The following is a 16293-nucleotide window of genomic DNA, read 5'->3' as shown; positions in this document are numbered from 1 at the left end:
CGTGCCCGCAGTGTCCATTTTTGAAACACCTTGCGCCTCTGGATCGCCCACTCTAGGCGAATTCATCGTTTTGTCATGCGTAGTGTTTCATTGCTGAGACACCTTCAGACAAGACTGGGCATATCCCATCAGAGGGCTGTTGTTTCATCAATGAAACACCCTGGCCATCACTTCGCCCTATAAAAAACTCAACCCTTTGAATAACAACGATAAATAAAAAGCGGCACAGCTTCTGCTCTATTCCTTACAGCGCTGTTTAGGGTCAGCGCGAAGAATAAGGAATGCCGCCGTGGCCACACTCACTCAAGTTTCGATGAACATGCTGCTGATCAGCTGTGCACTCAGTTTCGGCCTCAGCGTTCCGAGCTATGCGGGTGACGGCGTTATCGTGACAGGCCGCGATGTACAAGGTCACATGTATGGGCGCCCCCCTTTCGGGCCAGACCCCTACCCCACCACCGCCAACGCCAACCCAAGCCGGGAAGTCATAGGCGCCACGGGCGAGCTCAGTGATGCGGCGATCGGCGGCATCAGCAGCGGTTCGAGCATCGTGCAAGCGGTCCAATCCAGCAGCAACTTGACCCACTTGCAAGCCACTCAGAACGGCATGTCGACCTTGGGTGCCGGCTCTGCCGCCGGTCACGGTGCAGGCAGCAGCGTGGGTGGGCAGATCAGCGACTCGATCCAGCGCGGCATGGCCCCCCTGAACAACATCGGCAGCATGATGGGGGGCAAATGATGAACCGTTCCCTGGTGCTACTTGCCCTGCTGGGCAGTGCTGCGGCCATGGCCGACAACACCGCGACAATCAACAACAGCGGGCAGGACTACGGCGGCAACCTGTCGATCAACCAGGCTGCAGGCAACCAGCAACAGATGGCCAACAACCGCGCCGTCACCCTGGGCGGCCAGGCCACCACTCTCAACATCCAGCGAATGGATGGCAGCGTCGATCCCTCTTTGAACGCCAAGGCGGCGATCCAGGGCACCTCTTTCAGCAACGGCAACGGTGTACTGGGCTTCAACCAGTCGGCCGGGGCCAATAACCAATCAGTCAATGCCGTTCGGATCAGCGTAAACCCTGCCCCGCTCAGCATCGACGACAGCGTCTTGTTGCAACAGAACACCACGACGCTGGCAACCGACTCAGGGCTCACCCCCACCACTGGCAGCCGCCAGGTCGTGACAAGCGACCAGGCCTTCACCGGCAGCCGAGGAGTGATTCAGGTGAACCAGAGTGCCGGGGTGGGGAACCGAGTGGCTAACACCCTGGGCATCACTATCAAGTAAGCGCTTGGTAGCACACGTTAGACCGTACCAACACTTAACCAACTAATTAGAAGCAAGGAGAAACACCATGAAACCTCAAATGGCTCTGAAACCACTGGTTTTCGCTCTCGCCGCACTCATGGCTGCCGCTGCTCAAGCAGGGGGTGGCTGGCACCCTGCCCCTCAACCCACCGGTACTGTTGCCTCCGTCGTGACGGACGTGCAAAAAAGTGCACACAACAAATTCGACGATACCAAAACCGAAAACAATGCTTCGGCTGATGGCTCGGTCACCAACAACAGCGGTAACGTTGGGGTAAACGCGCAGGCGGGTTCGGGCAACCAAGCTGACAACGCCGGTGCTATCTCCAGTGCCAAAGGCGACTTTGCAACGGTATTTGCAGTGATCGACGTGGATCAAGCCAGCACCCACAACACCTTCACCAACAAAGGCACGCAAAACAATGCGTCGCTGGATAACTCGGTGAACAATAACTCCGGCAACGTGGGCTACAACGGTCAGGCCGGGCAAGGCAACCAGGGTAAAAACAACCTGGCGATCACCACCGCCGATGGTAAAAACATCGCGGCAGCCTCCAACACCGAGCAAAACTCGCTCAACAACACCTACCTCAACGCCGCGGCTACCAGCCATGGCTATGGCTGGGGCAGCAAGGCTCAATACGTGTCCAACAACTCCAGCCTCGACAACTCGGTTAACCACAACTCCGGTAACGTGGGTGTGAACCTGCAATCGGGCGGTGGTAACCAAGGCAGCAACAGCCTGTCGATCGGCCAGGGTTGCAGTGTCTGCGCCAGCGGCGTGCGCTTCTGATGCAATGGGGCCTTGGCAACAAGGCCCTTTTTTATTCCAGTGTCCAACAGGTCATACGATCATGCGCCTCGCGACCCTCACCCTCCTGATGCTGCTCACCGGCCCTACGTGGGCGGGCACCATGGCGGTTTCCGCCATGCCTGGCGGTGCAGTCATCTTCAAGAAGGTCGAGAGTATTCGTGAGCGGCGCTTCGCCAACCTGGTGGAACAGAAAACCGATTTCAGCTGCGGTGCCGCGGCACTCGCCACCATCCTGCGCCAAGCCTATTGGCTGGACGTCGACGAAGATCATGTCATCAAAGGCATGCTGGTGACCGCCGACCAGAACCTGGTGCGTACCCAGGGCTTTTCCATGCTGGACATGAAGCGCTATCTCGAAAGCATCGGCATGCGTGCCCGAGGCTACAAAATTGCGCCTGAGACGCTGGTGACGGTGAGAATCCCCGTAGTGGTATTGCTGGAAATTCGAGGCTACAAGCATTTTGTGGTGATGCAGCGCGCCGACAAGGACTGGGTGTATATCGGCGACCCGGTGCTGGGCCATAAACGCTACTCGAAGGACGACTTCGTCAAGGGCTGGAACGGCATCGTATTCGCCGTGCTGGGTGAGGGTTACGACAAGACCAATGTCTTGCTCGACCCGCCCACCCCACTGACCGCCAGGAACATGATGAACAAGTTCAAGCCTCTGGCCGATACCGAGCTGATGGACTTCGGTTTTATCCAAAGCGACTTCTTCTAGAAGCGCAATAAGGAGCAGGACGCTCCAGGAGCTGAAGATGAACACTTCCCGCTGGCTGACCGCCTTGTGTCTGGCAGCCGCAATGCCTGCTTATGCGTCATCGGGGTTCAAACCGATCGAACTCAAGGATTCGGAAATGGCCGACCTGCGTGGCCGTTACGTAATGCCGGGGCGAATCATCAGCTTCGGCATTGTGATGAGCAGCACCTGGACCAACGCCGTGGGCGACACCATTACCGGCAAGGCCAGCATGCAAATCGATAAAACCACGATCACCCCACAGTTCTACGTACAGACCACCGGCGCCACCGGTAGCGGGACTAACCAGCACACCGGTACCGGCAACGTGGTAGGCGGCGCGGGCCTAGGCAGCGGCCAGGGCGTGACCCAGAGCGTACGCACAGCCGGCGATGGCAACACCGCCTACAACGATGTGGGCATCAACATCAGCCAGAACGGCTTCGCCCCCTCCAATGCCGTGCAATCGGGGCAAGTGCTGGTCGCCGGCGGTACCGTCACCGGCGACAGCGCGGCAGGCCGCGTGAGCGTGTCAGCCAACAACGGCGGCCTGCAGATGGCGATCCAGGCCAATCATAACCAAGGCAACAGCCTGCAGCAGATCGGCGGCGGGAATGTGTTGCAAGGTACGGTATTGACCGGCAACTCCAACTTCGTCAACAACATGACCCAGCTCAATGTCGTGATGAACAATGGTCTGAACAATCGCGCGTTGAACTGCAACTTGGATCAACTCAAAGGCCTACGCAATCTCGGTTATTGAACTACGCTGACCCTCGACACTTAAGCATTAAAAGGACGGCTTATTTCATGCAACGATCGTTATCGCTACGTGCGGTGGTCTGTTTGAGTACACTCCTGCCCGCATCCATGTTGTATGCAGCGTCAGATACCGATGTCGAAACCCTCAAACAGGAGCTCCTCGAGCTCAAACAGCGTTACGAAGTGCAGCAAAAAGCCCTCGCGGTGCTGGAACAGCGCGTACGCCAGGTCGAAGACCAACCGGCAACACCCGCGCCGCGCCGCCTGGTCAAGTCGCCCGCCGACTTCAAGAAAGGCGGCACGGCTGTCGCCGGCACAGGTGCCGCAGCGGCGTCCGGAGGCGCGGCAGGCGGCGGCAGTTCCTACGGGCAGTCTCTCAAGGATGATTCGGCCCCCGCGCAAAGTGTGAGCAACCTTTATAACGAAGCCAGCGGCTTTTTCGGCAATGGCAAGTTCAGCGTTGAAACCGGCATTACCTATGCCCGCTACGATGCGCGCCAATTGACCCTCAACGGTTTCCTGGCGCTGGATTCGATCTTCCTGGGCAATCTCAACCTGGACCGGATCAAGTCCGATAGCTGGACCCTTGACCTGACCGCGCGCTACAACGTCGATAACCGTTGGCAGTTCGACGTGAACGCGCCGGTGGTGTACCGCGAGTCGACCTACCAGTCGAGCGGCGCCGGCAACGATGCCACCGCGACATCGGAAGCTTCAGTCACCCGCAATCCAACCCTGGGTGACGTGAACTTCGGCGTGGCGTACAAATTCCTCGACGAAACTCCCAGCCTGCCGGATGCAGTGGTCTCTCTGCGGGTCAAGGCACCTACGGGTAAAGACCCGTTTGGCATCAAGCTGATCAAGCAACCCGACAACGACAACCTTTTCCTGCCCGAAAGCCTGCCTACGGGTAACGGTGTCTGGTCGATCACCCCTGGTATTTCCCTGGTCAAGACCTTCGACCCGGCGGTGTTGTTTGGCTCGCTGTCCTACACCCACAATTTCGAGGAGTCGTTTGACGATATCAGCAGCGACGTCAACCAGAAAGTGGGCGGCAAGGTGCGCCTGGGCGACAGCTTCCAGATCGGCGCCGGCGTCGCCTTCGCGCTCAACGAGAAGATGAGCATGTCGTTCTCGGTGTCCGACCTCGTGCAGCGCCAGAGCAAGCTCAAGCCGGACGGCCGCGACTGGCAGTCGGTAGTCTCCAGCGATGCCAATGCCGGCTACTTCAACGTGGGCATGACCATTGCGGCCTCCGACAACCTGACCATCGTGCCGAACCTGGCCATCGGCATCACGCCGGATGCGCCTTCGTTCAGTTTCAGCCTGAAGTTCCCGTACTACTTCTGACGCAAAGGGCTGCTTTGCAGCCTGGAACACTCAAAAGGAAAGTCCCGACAGGAAAAAGCCCCGCAACGATAAGGGTCGTTGCGGGGCTTTTTGGTTTACCCGCCCTAGCGGATCTGGTGTTTGTGCAGCAACCGGTAGAACGTTGGCCGTGATACGCCCAGTACACGGGCTGCGACACTCAGGTTGTCGCTGTACCGGTTGAGCACATCGCACAGCGCCTGGCGTTCGGCGCGGTGCTTGTAATCTTCCAGTGTAGCCATCACTGGCGCGATTGCCTGCCGGCTTTGCAAACCCAGATCGGCGGCTTCGATTTGCCGCCCCTCCGCCAGCACCAGGCCGCGCCGTACGCGGTTGGCCAACTCGCGCACATTGCCCGGCCACAGGTGCTCGCCCATGGCAACCAACGCATCCTCACTGAAACTGCGCGGACGACGACCGGTTTCCTGACTGTAAAAATGCGAAAAATGGTTGGCCAGCATCCCTACATCACCATGACGCTCGCGTAACGGCGCAGTCACCACCTGCAGCACATTGAGCCGGTAATACAGATCTTCACGAAACGAGCCCTTTGCCACGGCGGCTTCGAGGTCGACGTGAGTCGCGGCCAGTACCCGTACATCCACCGGGATGGGCCGGCTGCCCCCCACCCGTTCGATCTGTTTTTCTTGCAGGAAGCGCAACAGGTTGGCCTGCAACTCCAGGGGCAAGTCACCGATCTCATCCAGGAACAGCGTGCCGCCGTGGGCCGCTTCGATCCGCCCGACCTTGCGTTGATGGGCACCGGTAAACGCACCTTTTTCGTGGCCAAACAGCTCGGACTGGATCAAATGTTCGGGAATCGCGCCGCAATTGATGGCGACAAAGGGTTTGCCATGGCGCTGTGACTGGCGATGCAGGGTCTTGGCCGCCAGTTCCTTGCCGGTACCACTGTCACCACGAATCAACACCGGTGACTCGGTGGGCGCCAGTTTTGCCAGCAGTTTGCGCAGCTCGCGGATCGGGCGGCTGTCGCCGAGCAGCTCATGCTCGGGCTCGTCGACCCGCGCGTGGCATTTGCCACGCAGGCGCGCCATGCCAAAGGCACGGCCGAGGGTGACCTGCACCCTGGAGACGTCGAACGGCAAGGTATGAAAGTCGAAAAACCATTCACAGACAAAATCGCCGACGTTTTGCAGGCGCAGCACATCCTGGCTGAGTACGGCGATCCATTCGGTACCGCTGCGGCTGATCAACTCCTTGACCGCCTCCGGGCGTTCCAGGTGCGAGGGGTGCAAACGCAGCAGGCCGACATCGCAGGATCGCTCGCCCACGGCTTCCAGGTCGCAACTGTCCACCTCCCAGCCGGCGCTGCGTAAACCGGGTAACAGCCCATGGCAATCGTCACAGGGGTCAACCACGAGCAGGCGGCGCTGGACAGGTGTAACAACCATGACTATTCCCTGACGTCAAAATGACTAAAGTTATTTAGAAACAATAGTTTGTGGCAGCTGCTGATAACCCTAGCAAGATCTTGACGCAGGCTTTGTACTAATTCGCTATAAGGAGGCGGCAAAAAGCCACTTTCTCAGCGCATCTACAAAAAAGTTGCGGCGCGCGCAAACTTTCATTCAGCTTTCAAAACAGCCGCTTACATGACTCTAATCAGGAAAAGTCGAAATTTCTTGTTTTAACATGTGACCCGTACCCCGCCATCGTGCATCAGTACAAGTAACCCGCCGCACGGTCAGCCCAACCGACGGCATTTCACTTGAATGGGCATTGAGAGAGACGACCCACATGAACGCCCCGCTCCGCATCAACGAAGCTCTTTTGATCGCAGACCGTGCTTTCCAGCCCTTTCAGTGCGTAGCCTGGCACGATGGCAATGGTGCCCTCAGCCTGAGCGTCATCGACCGCACTAATACCCGTATTGGCAGCAAACAACTTTCGTCGAGCGCCTACACCGACCCGGCACAATTGGAAGACTTGTTGTTGCAGGCCCGCGCTGAACTCGACAAAGATGGCTACCAGTTGCAGTCCTGGGCAATGCCCAAGTAAGCCGCTGCGCTAACTTGCGCTCACTGTAGAACAGCGAGCGCAAGTTCGGCATTGGAACTTAAGGGTTTATCGCGCCGCGAGAATAAAGCGCTCAAACGCTTGCGCCGCGCCATCCTCGAGATTGCTGCCGGTGACGACACTGGCTTGGCGCTTGACGGTTTCTTCCGCCTGGCCCATGGCAATCGAAAAACCCGCCACATGAAACATCGCCGGGTCATTGCCGCCATCACCGATGGCGGCTGTCTGCTCAAGCGGTATGCCAAGGTGCGCCGCCAACGTCTTCAAGGCTTCGCCTTTATTGGCCAGCATGGCCGTCACATCCAGATAAACCGGTTGCGAACGCGAGACCTGGGCCAAACCCTGCACCTTGGGCTGCAAGCGTGCTTCCAGCTCCACCAGCAACTGGGTGTTTTGACTGGCCGCGACAATCTTGTCGACCCGATCCAGGTACGGCTCGAAGCTCTCGACCACTTTCGGACCGTAGCCAAGACCATCGGCTTCACGCTGTACCATCGGACCTGGGGGGTCGCGACGCAACCAGTCGCCATCGGCAAATACCCAGACCTCTACGTCCGGCTCGCCGGAGAACAGCGCCAACGTCACCAACGCCGCCTCCGCCGGCAAGTGGTGGGCGACCAGGATGCTGCCGTCCGGGTTGATCAGCGTGCCGCCATTGAAGCCCGCAACCGGCACATCGATCCCGAAGGCCTCGATCATATGCAACATGGCCTTGGGCGGCCGCCCGCTGGCCAGGCTGAAGAGCACGCCGGCATCGCGCAGCGCGTGTACCGTATCCAGGGTGCGTTGGCTGGGCTGATGATCGGGACGCAAGAGCGTCCCGTCCATATCACTCAAGACGAATCGGATGGGATGAATCGCTGCGTCATTCATCCCAGAGCGTGCCAGCTACGACCATCGCGGGCCAGCAAGGCGTCGGCGGCTGCCGGGCCGTCTTCACCGGCCTTGTAGGCCTGGATGCCGTCATCCTCTTTCCAGGCATCGAGGAACGGTTGCACGGCGCGCCAGCCGTTCTCGATGTTGTCGGCACGCTGGAACAAGGTCTGATCACCGGTCATGCAGTCGTAGATCAGGGTTTCATAACCCGTCGACGGTTGCATCTCGAAGAAGTCCTTGTAGTCGAAGCCCAATTCGATATTGGCCATTTCCAGGGTCGGCCCAGGCTGTTTGGCCAACAGGTCGAACCACATGCCTTCGTTGGGCTGGATCTGGATTTTCAGGTAAGTCGGCTTGAGTTCATCCACCTCGGTGTCGCGGAACTGCGCATAGGGCGCATGCTTGAAGCAGATCACGATCTCGGTGTCACGGATGCTCATGCGTTTGCCGGTACGCAGGTAGAACGGCACGCCGACCCAACGCCAGTTGTCGATCATCACCTTGAGGGCAACGAAGGTCTCAGTACTGCTGTCGGGCGCGACATTCGCCTCTTCGCGGTAACCGGGCAGCGACTTGCCGCCGATCTCACCGGCGGTGTACTGGCCACGTACCGAGTTGGCCCGGGCTTCCTCCAGGGACCACGGTCGGATGGCACCGACGACCTTGGCCTTCTCGCCGCGCACCGCATCGGCACCGAACGCTGCCGGAGGTTCCATCGCCACCATCGCCAGCAACTGGAACAGGTGGTTGGGCACCATGTCGCGCAGGGTACCGGTTTTCTCGAAGAAATTACCCCGGGTTTCCACGCCGACGGTTTCGGCGGCGGTGATCTGTACGTGGTCGATGTAATGGTTGTTCCAGAAAGCCTCGAACAGCACGTTGGAGAAACGGCTGATCAGGATGTTCTGCACCGTTTCCTTGCCCAGGTAATGGTCGATGCGATAAATCTGCTTCTCGCTCATCACCTTGAGCAGGCACGCGTTGAGCGCTTCGGCAGTGGCCAGGTCGGAACCGAAAGGTTTTTCGATGACCACACGGCGAAAGGCCTCGTCCGTTTCGTTGAGCAGCCCGGCGCTGCCCAGGCGCTGCACCACGTCACTGAAGAAACGCGGTGCGGTGGCCAGGTAAAACACCGCGTTACCGGTGCCGCTTTCGGCGATCTTCTTGCCGATATCGGCGTAGGTCGCGTCGTCGAGGAAGTCGCCCTCGACGTAGCTGATACCTTTGGCCAGCTGCGCCCACAGCTCAGGGTCCAATGCGTTTCCAGCACTGCCCCTGACCTTGCTTGCCGCCTCGGTGCGAATGAAATCTTCAAGCTTCTTGGCGAAGTCGGCGTCACTGATAGCATTGTGATCAACGCCAACAATACGCAGGCCATCGCCCAGCAACCCATCCCGATTGAGGTTATACAGCGCCGGCATGAGCAGGCGCTTGACCAGATCACCATGGGCACCAAACAGAAACAGTGTGGTGGGCGGGGCGGGTTCGGCCTTGGGTTTCTTGCCGTTGGCGGTCATTTTTTGGAAGTCTCCACGTGACCGCCAAAGCCGAAGCGCATGGCAGACAGCATTTTGTCACCGTAGGTGCTCTGCTGGCGCGAACGGAAACGTGCAAACAACGAAGTGGACAGCACCGGCACCGGCACCGCTTGCTCCATGGCGGCCTCGATGGTCCAGCGACCTTCGCCACTGTCGGCGACGGAACCGGAGTAACCGTCGAGTTTCGGGTCGGTGGCCAGGGCGTCGGCGGTCAGGTCCAGCAACCACGACGAGACCACGCTGCCACGGCGCCACACTTCGGCGATGTCGGCGACGTTGAGATCAAAGCGTTGGTCTTCCGGCAGGTTTTCCGAGTTCTTGGTCTTGAGAATGTCAAAACCTTCGGCGAACGCCTGCATCATCCCGTACTCGATGCCGTTGTGAATCATCTTGACGAAGTGGCCGGAGCCCGCAGGGCCGGCGTGGATGTAGCCCTGTTCGGCACGTGGGTCGGCATCGGCGGCGCGGTCCTTGGTGCGAGGGATGCTGCCCAGACCCGGCGCCAGGCTCTTGAAGATCGGGTCCAGGCGCTGCACGGTCTGCGCGTCGCCACCGATCATCATGCAATAACCGCGCTCCAGGCCCCAGACGCCGCCGGAAGTGCCCACGTCGACGTAGTGCAGGCCCTTTTCGGCCAAGGCCTTGGCGCGACGCACATCGTCTTTATAGTTGGTGTTGCCGCCATCGATGATGGCATCACCGTCTTCAAGCAGTGTGCTCAATTCGTTGATGGTGTCTTCGGTGGGCGCGCCTGCCGGCAACATGACCCAGACGGTACGCGGCTTCTGCAGCCCGGCAACCAGGGCCTTGAGGTCGGCAACGCCGGTGGCGCCCTCCTCGCTCAAGCCTTTGACGAATGCTTCGTTACGGTCGTATACAACGGTGGTATGCCCATTGAGCATCAGGCGCCGCGCAATGTTACCGCCCATGCGGCCTAGTCCGATAATCCCCAGTTGCATGTGCTGATGCTCCTAACTACTAAAAAATGTGTGACATAGTTTATAGCGCAATGAGGCTAATGAGGATTAGTCCAGAGCAGATCCGTGTAGTTTCATGACAAAAAAGTCGCCATCGTTTCAACATCACCCCACCAAAAGTCACACGACCACCAAAAATAAAAAAGTTCCCTTGATCCAAAAAAGAATTCAGACTTGCTCTCGACTGATGCCGAGAACCTCGAACCGAGCACTCCGGCACCGCGATCTACCGGCTATTTGCGAGGTAAGCAATGAGCGCAGTACAAATGACCAAACCGCCGCAAACCCTCTACGTCACCGTTCGTCGAGATGAACTGCGCCAGCTCAAAGACGAACGCGATCAGTTGCAGCAAGAGGTTCTGCGCCTACGCTCGCAACTGCAAGCCCAGCTGGAACAGCCGTCGGGCACCAAGCCTGCACTCTGCTAAGCGCCGCACGCCAGAGCGTTGCAAGGCAATGCCTACAGAAAACTCACAAAGTTTTCACATACCTGTCCCGATACTTCCGACCCGCGATGCCGCTCACTTACCGAGCGGCCTGATGCCGTGCGCGTGTGCGCGGCAATCATTGACTGATGGGGCGCTGGATGGCGATGTTCAAACGCAGCACGACGACTGCGAAAGGCTTTGATTGGGCCGGCCTGGGCTGGCTGTTTCTGTTTTTCTGGTATTTCTCGGGTATTACCCAACTACTCATCCAACTGACCGGCACGTCCGGCTTCAGTGGGTTCCGGCAAGCCTTCTTCCTGAGCGCGCTGTGGCTGGCACCCATGTTGCTGTTCCCGCGCCGCACGCGCCTGCTCGCCGCCTTGATCGGTGTCGTGCTGTGGGCATGTTCCATGGCCAGCCTGGGTTATTTCTTCATCTACCAGCAGGAATTTTCCCAGAGCGTCATCTTCATCATGTTCGAGTCGAACATCTCTGAAGCCGGCGAATATGCCACCCAATACTTTGCCTGGTGGATCATATTGGCGTTCATCGCCCATACCGCCATGGCGGTTTTCCTGTGGACGCGCCTGCGCCCGGTCTACCTGCCTCGTGGCCAGTCGATACTGGCCGCCGTCGCGATCGTCGTAGCCGTGGTCGGTTACCCACTGGTCAAGCAGTTCGCCACCAGCGACACCCGGGAACAAGCGATTGAGCGCTTCGAAAGCCGCATCGAGCCGGCGGTGCCGTGGCAGATGATCGTTGCCTATCGCCGCTACACCGAGCAACTGAACAACATGCAAGGCATGCTGACCAGTGCCAGCCAGATTCCCCCGTTGAAAAACCTCAAGGACACCATGGCCGGCCAACCGTCGACCCTGGTACTGGTCATCGGTGAGTCCACCAACCGCCAGCGCATGAGCCTCTACGGTTACCCGCGCAACACTACGCCGGAGCTGGACAAGCTGCGCGACCAACTGGCCGTGTTCGATAACGTCATCACCCCGCGCCCCTACACCATCGAAGCGCTGCAACAGGTGCTGACCTTCGCCGACGAAGAGAACCCGGATCTTTACCTCAAGACGCCGTCGATCGTCAGCGTGATGAAACAGGCCGGCTACAAGACCTTCTGGATCACCAACCAGCAGACCATGACCAAGCGCAACACCATGCTCACGACCTTCTCCGAGCAGGCCGACGAGCAGGTGTACCTGAACAACAACCGCAACCAGAATGCTCGCCAATACGACGGTGACGTGCTGGCACCCTTCTCCAAGGCCCTGGCCGATACCGCCGAGCGCAAGTTCATCGTGGTGCACCTGCTGGGCACGCACATGAGCTACCAGTACCGCTACCCGGAAACCTTCGAGAAATTCACCGATCGCCAGGGCGTGCCCGAGGGCATCAGCGATGAACAGTTGCCGATCTACAACAGCTACGACAACGCTGTGCTGTACAACGACTTCGTGGTCTCGAGCCTGATCAAGGACTACGCCAAGACCGATCCGAACGGTTTCCTGCTGTACCTGTCGGACCACGGTGAAGATGTCTACGACTCGGCCGGACACAGCACGCTGGGCCGTAACGAGGGCAAACCGACAGCGCCGATGTACACGATTCCATTCATGGCCTACGCCTCGCCCAAGTGGCGTGAAACCCACGACTGGAGCTTCGCCGCAGACTTGCAGCGCCCGTACAGCAGCGCACAGCTGATCCACACCTGGGCCGACCTGGCCGGGCTGAGTTTCGATGAGTGGGACCGCAGCAAGAGCCTGGTCAACGACAGCTTCAAGCCACGCCCCCGCTTGATTGGCGACCCCTATGCACGCCAGCAGAAGAGCTTGATTGATTTCAGCTTGCTCAAGCCAAAAGCCGCGGACGCTTCAGACGTCGTTCTCAAGTAATCATCGACTGATTATTCCGATACTCCCGAAGTTAACAAAAACGTTAACTTCGGGTCATCACCGCGTTAACCCCCAGTTAATAAGATAGGTCCATAGTCGCTCCATGAATCTAATCACGGAACGACTGGATACCTTTCACTCTTAACGGGAATACTGCCATGAAACTTTCGACTTTAATGCTTGCCAGCCTGATGACCCTGACTTCCGCCGCTGCCTTTGCCGAAGGCGGTTCAGAGCGTTCGAAAGAGTTCTACAACAACTTCAACCTGGTCCAGCAGCAAACCCACGGCACGAATGAACAGACTGCGTCCGCCGATGGCAAGTCGGTAAAAGCCTCCAGCGTTGAACAGAATAGTTCAGAGTCGCTTCCGAAAAGTTGATTTAACGCTGACTTAATCCGTATACCCCTGTGCCACTTCGCTCCTGTGGCAAAGGTTAACTTGGCGCCACTTGATGGCGCCTTTTTTATGCCTGCGTTTATTAAAGCGACTTCTTCCAGAACAACATGCGACCGTGGGCCGGATCAAAGACCGAATCTTCAAAGCCAAACTTGCGATACGCCGATTGCGCGACGGCGTTACCCTCCAGCACTTCCAGAGTGATCTTGCAGCAACCGCGTTGACGCGCGATCTCTTCAACCTTCTGCAGCATTTTCTGGCTCAGCCCCAAGCCACGGAACGCCTGCATCACCACGACGTCGTGGACATTGACCAACGGGCGACAGGCGAAGGTCGAGAAACCTTCAAAGCAATTGACCAACCCCGCCGGCTCGCCACCGACAAACGCCAGTACGCTGAATGCGTGGGGGCGCTTGGCCAATTCGGCAGGCAGTTGCTCCAACAGGTCGGCCGGCAAGGCATGGCCTCCGCCCATCGGGTCCTGCGCGTAGTGATTAAGCACTTGGCCAATGGCCTCGGCGTGCACAGGGTTTGTGTAGCTGGCTTGCAGCACCAGGATATCTGGGGTGTCCATTGCCTTCCTCGATCGCGACAACAAGGGAACCGGTTCCCTTTGAGAACGAGGATTGTAAGCGTGGAGCCGGACGCAGATGAAGGAGATTAACTACAAATGCCCGACAGAAAGCACGAAGGTTGTGCGTTTCCAAAAAGCACCAACTACGTTTTAAGTGGATTTTTCCCCGGCGCCGAAACGCTGCAACTGCATCTCTTGCAAGCGGCTCAAGGTGCGCCGGAACGCAAATTCCAGGTAGCCCTCGGTGTAGAGCTGCTGCAGCGGCACCTGCGCCTCGATAAACAGCGGCACCTTGCGGTCGTAGCACTCATCCACCAGCGCGATGAAGCGCCGCACGCTGTCATCGTGCACCGACAGGGCCGGTAATTCGCGATCTCCGGCTTCGACACGCTGCGCACCATCTTCGGTGCCACGGGCGATGCGGCCCGGCCGGGTCTGCGCACTCAGGCAGGGAACCTCACCGAGCAGAATGGCCTTGAACCGATCGCACAACAGCATGAAGTCCATTGCCGACAGTGGTTGCTCGCACAGATCGGCATAGCGGCACCACACTACGCTGTCGCTGAAGCGCACGGCCGCAAGACTTCGGTGGCCCACGCTGAGCGGCCCGTCGGATACCACCTGCCCTTCGCTCAATTGCTTGAACAGCGTGGCAAGCGCCTCCGGCTGATTAACCCAATAACGCTGCAGGCCGGCTCCCGGATGCAAACGGTGGTCTTCAGCGCCGTCCACTGCCACCACCTGCATATGCCGCTTGATGGCCTCGATACCCGGCAGGAAGCGTTCGCGATTGAAACCATCGGCGTACAGTTGCTCCGGCGGCTGGTTGGACGTGCAGACCATCACTACCCCTTCCTCGAACATCACCTGGAACAGACGACCGAGGATGATCGCGTCACCGATGTCATTGACGAACAGTTCATCAAAACACAGCACACGCACTTCGCGGCTCAACTCGCGAGCCAATGCCTGCAAGGGATCTTGAATACCGGTGAGCTGGAACAGGCGTTGATGCACCCACCCCATGAAGTGATGAAAATGCTGGCGCCGGGCAGGTACTTTCAGGCTCTGGTAGAACTGGTCCATCAACCAGGTCTTGCCACGCCCCACCGGGCCCCACAGGTAAAACCCGGTGATGGGCGAGCGGCCTTGGTGCAAGGCTGCGTGGCAAGCCTGCAAGGCGTCCACCGCCCGACACTGGGCGTCGTCGGGCACGAAACCTTGCTGGTTGATGGCGTGTTGGTAAGCGGCGAGCGGCGAGTCGAATGTCATGGCCGCCAGTATGACTTACAGCGAGATATCCAACCGTGAAATCTTGCCCTGCTCGTTGAGGCGAAAGGTGTAGCGCAGCTCCAGCGGGCTACCGGGGAAATTGCCATGCACCACATTGCTGACCAGCACCTTGCCGGTGCGGTGTTGAACCTTGAGTACCTCGACCCGAGGCTGGTAGCGACGCCCGGTGTCCTCCATCCATCGTGCAATGGCGGCGGTGCCGACCTGATGCTCGCCTTCATCGAATACGTTGGCGTCGTCGGCAAAGCACTGGGCAACCGCCGAAGTGTCGTAGGTATTGGCCGCCTCGATATAGGCCGCGATGGCCGGGGCCAACTCAGGAAGGGACATGGCACAGCTCCTTTTTTGGTGATTTATGGCGCCATGCTAAGCCAGGTTTGTGTCAGCTTTTGTCAGGAGTAAAGGGCGCGGATGCCTGTTGTTCCATCAGCTTGCGCCAACCTCGCAGCAGGTCACTGCGTCGCCCTGGGTAGCGCTCGCCCTGGTTCGCCGCAGCAGCCACACGGTCGGTACGAAAGGTCCGATAGGCCCCGCGCAACTCGCACCACGCCACAATGACCCGCACCTCATTGAGAAAACCCAGCGCCAGCGGCCAGATCAGGCGCTGGCTCTGGGTCTGGCTGGCATCGGCGTAGTCGATGTGCAACTTGGCTTGATGGTTGATGGCTTCGCGAAACACGTTGAGCGGCACGCGGTTTTCCGGGTAGCCGAAACCCGGCGGCCCGGGCAAGAGCGTCGGGTTGCGCAACGCTTCCTGGGCGGCGGGGTCGAGCACATCCGCAATTTTCGCCAGGGCGTTGGCGGCAGCGCGGCTCAGCACGTCATCGCCGCGCTGGTCGACATAACGCAGGCCCAGCACGATGGCTTCGGTTTCCTCGGCATTGAGCATCAAGGGCGGTAGAAACAGACCGGCGCGCAGTACATACCCTACCCCCGCCTCGCCAAAAATCGGCGCGCCCAATGCCGTCAATTCGGCGATATCGCGGTACAGCGTGCGCTCCGAAACCTCCAATTGCGCAGCCAGCACAGCAGCAGTCACCGGCCGTTTCTTGCCCCGCAGGGCTTGGAGCAGCGTCAGTAGACGAGTGGTACGCGACATATCGACCCCGGCAAAGCGAAAAGTGCAGCAGCTTAGCAGAGGCCCCTGTCAGAAAATGGCAGCAGCCGATGGCTTACTTCATCCACCCCCACCCCGCCTGTAGTGAGCGGGCTTGCCCTAATGCCTGTCAGTTAAGAGATAGAGCGGACGATGGATAACCTGTGGGAGGGGGCTTGCT

The 16293-nt window shown here is 58.9% G+C and carries 18 protein-coding genes; 10 read left to right on the top strand and 8 right to left on the bottom strand.

Annotation, left to right across the window (positions count from 1 at the left end):
• The first annotated feature begins 289 nt into the window (after positions 1-289).
• The 6 genes from JBE38_RS04455 (at position 290) to JBE38_RS04430 (ending at position 4976) form a co-directional block, all read left to right on the top strand.
• The gene (locus JBE38_RS04455; protein ID WP_090371444.1) at positions 290-739 is read left to right on the top strand and encodes a hypothetical protein; all 450 of its coding nucleotides are present in this window, start codon (positions 290-292) and stop codon (positions 737-739) included.
• Positions 739-1290 carry a hypothetical protein gene (locus JBE38_RS04450; RefSeq protein ID WP_060757205.1) on the top strand — a complete coding sequence of 184 codons (552 nt, stop codon included), beginning with the start codon at positions 739-741 and terminating at the stop codon, positions 1288-1290. Before JBE38_RS04455 ends, JBE38_RS04450 begins: the two co-directional genes overlap by 1 nt.
• Before the next feature lie 67 nt (positions 1291-1357).
• Positions 1358-2104 carry a hypothetical protein gene (locus tag JBE38_RS04445; RefSeq protein ID WP_090371446.1) on the top strand — a complete coding sequence of 249 codons (747 nt, stop codon included), beginning with the start codon at positions 1358-1360 and terminating at the stop codon, positions 2102-2104.
• A 61-nt stretch (positions 2105-2165) separates the two neighbouring features.
• Complete coding sequence (locus tag JBE38_RS04440) at positions 2166-2846, top strand: C39 family peptidase (RefSeq protein WP_090371448.1); 681 nt, start codon at positions 2166-2168, stop codon at positions 2844-2846.
• A 37-nt stretch (positions 2847-2883) separates the two neighbouring features.
• Complete coding sequence (locus JBE38_RS04435; protein ID WP_090371450.1) at positions 2884-3627, top strand: hypothetical protein; 744 nt, start codon at positions 2884-2886, stop codon at positions 3625-3627.
• Positions 3628-3674: 47 nt separating this feature from the next.
• Positions 3675-4976: a hypothetical protein gene (locus JBE38_RS04430; RefSeq protein ID WP_090371452.1), complete on the top strand. Its 1302-nt coding sequence runs from the start codon at positions 3675-3677 to the stop codon at positions 4974-4976.
• 104 nt (positions 4977-5080) lie between these two features.
• On the opposite strand, the gene JBE38_RS04425 is transcribed toward JBE38_RS04430, so the two are convergent.
• Positions 5081-6406, bottom strand: a complete 1326-nt coding sequence (locus JBE38_RS04425; protein ID WP_090371455.1) for a sigma-54 dependent transcriptional regulator — start codon at positions 6404-6406, stop codon at positions 5081-5083.
• Between the two features lie 346 nt (positions 6407-6752).
• Here JBE38_RS04425 and JBE38_RS04420 point away from each other — a divergent pair, with 346 nt between their 5' ends.
• Positions 6753-7013 (top strand): hypothetical protein, encoded by a 261-nt coding sequence (locus JBE38_RS04420; RefSeq protein ID WP_025857279.1) that lies wholly within the window; start codon positions 6753-6755, stop codon positions 7011-7013.
• A gap of 66 nt (positions 7014-7079) precedes the next feature.
• On the opposite strand, the gene JBE38_RS04415 is transcribed toward JBE38_RS04420, so the two are convergent.
• The 3 genes from JBE38_RS04415 to gnd are packed head-to-tail and all read right to left on the bottom strand — an operon-like array spanning position 7080 to position 10404.
• On the bottom strand, positions 7080-7904 hold the full coding sequence (locus JBE38_RS04415; protein ID WP_090371457.1) for an HAD family hydrolase: 825 nt from the start codon (positions 7902-7904) through the stop codon (positions 7080-7082).
• Positions 7901-9424, bottom strand: coding sequence for a glucose-6-phosphate dehydrogenase (gene zwf / locus JBE38_RS04410; protein WP_090371459.1), 1524 nt, complete (start codon positions 9422-9424; stop codon positions 7901-7903). The genes JBE38_RS04415 and zwf overlap by 4 nt, the downstream gene beginning before the upstream one ends.
• A complete protein-coding gene (gene gnd / locus JBE38_RS04405) occupies positions 9421-10404 on the bottom strand; it encodes a phosphogluconate dehydrogenase (NAD(+)-dependent, decarboxylating) (RefSeq protein ID WP_090371461.1) in 984 nt (327 codons plus the stop codon). The genes zwf and gnd overlap by 4 nt, the downstream gene beginning before the upstream one ends.
• Positions 10405-10673: 269 nt before the next feature.
• On the opposite strand from gnd, the gene JBE38_RS04400 reads away from it, so the two are divergent.
• The 3 genes from JBE38_RS04400 (at position 10674) to JBE38_RS04390 (ending at position 13131) form a co-directional block, all read left to right on the top strand.
• Positions 10674-10850 (top strand): DUF6026 family protein, encoded by a 177-nt coding sequence (locus JBE38_RS04400; RefSeq protein ID WP_158510695.1) that lies wholly within the window; start codon positions 10674-10676, stop codon positions 10848-10850.
• Between the two features lie 158 nt (positions 10851-11008).
• Positions 11009-12751, top strand: a complete 1743-nt coding sequence (locus tag JBE38_RS04395) for a phosphoethanolamine transferase CptA (protein ID WP_090371463.1) — start codon at positions 11009-11011, stop codon at positions 12749-12751.
• 158 nt (positions 12752-12909) lie between these two features.
• Positions 12910-13131 carry a hypothetical protein gene (locus JBE38_RS04390; protein ID WP_205343669.1) on the top strand — a complete coding sequence of 74 codons (222 nt, stop codon included), beginning with the start codon at positions 12910-12912 and terminating at the stop codon, positions 13129-13131.
• Between the two features lie 100 nt (positions 13132-13231).
• Here JBE38_RS04390 and JBE38_RS04385 read toward each other — a convergent pair whose 3' ends face one another.
• The 4 genes from JBE38_RS04385 to JBE38_RS04370 form a co-directional block, all read right to left on the bottom strand.
• A complete protein-coding gene (locus JBE38_RS04385; protein ID WP_090371465.1) occupies positions 13232-13723 on the bottom strand; it encodes a GNAT family N-acetyltransferase in 492 nt (163 codons plus the stop codon).
• A gap of 150 nt (positions 13724-13873) precedes the next feature.
• Positions 13874-14995, bottom strand: a complete 1122-nt coding sequence (zapE, locus tag JBE38_RS04380) for a cell division protein ZapE (protein WP_205343668.1) — start codon at positions 14993-14995, stop codon at positions 13874-13876.
• A 15-nt stretch (positions 14996-15010) separates the two neighbouring features.
• Complete coding sequence (locus JBE38_RS04375; protein WP_060757105.1) at positions 15011-15346, bottom strand: nuclear transport factor 2 family protein; 336 nt, start codon at positions 15344-15346, stop codon at positions 15011-15013.
• A 52-nt stretch (positions 15347-15398) separates the two neighbouring features.
• Complete coding sequence (locus tag JBE38_RS04370) at positions 15399-16115, bottom strand: helix-turn-helix transcriptional regulator (protein ID WP_060757106.1); 717 nt, start codon at positions 16113-16115, stop codon at positions 15399-15401.
• Positions 16116-16293 lie beyond the last annotated feature (178 nt).

It is taken from the genome of Pseudomonas sp. ICBG1301 (assembly GCF_016918385.1).
Classification (GTDB): Bacteria; Pseudomonadota; Gammaproteobacteria; order Pseudomonadales; family Pseudomonadaceae; genus Aquipseudomonas; species Aquipseudomonas palleroniana.
Note: the sequence above shows the minus strand (reverse complement) of the source record. Positions and strands in the feature narration are given on the sequence as shown.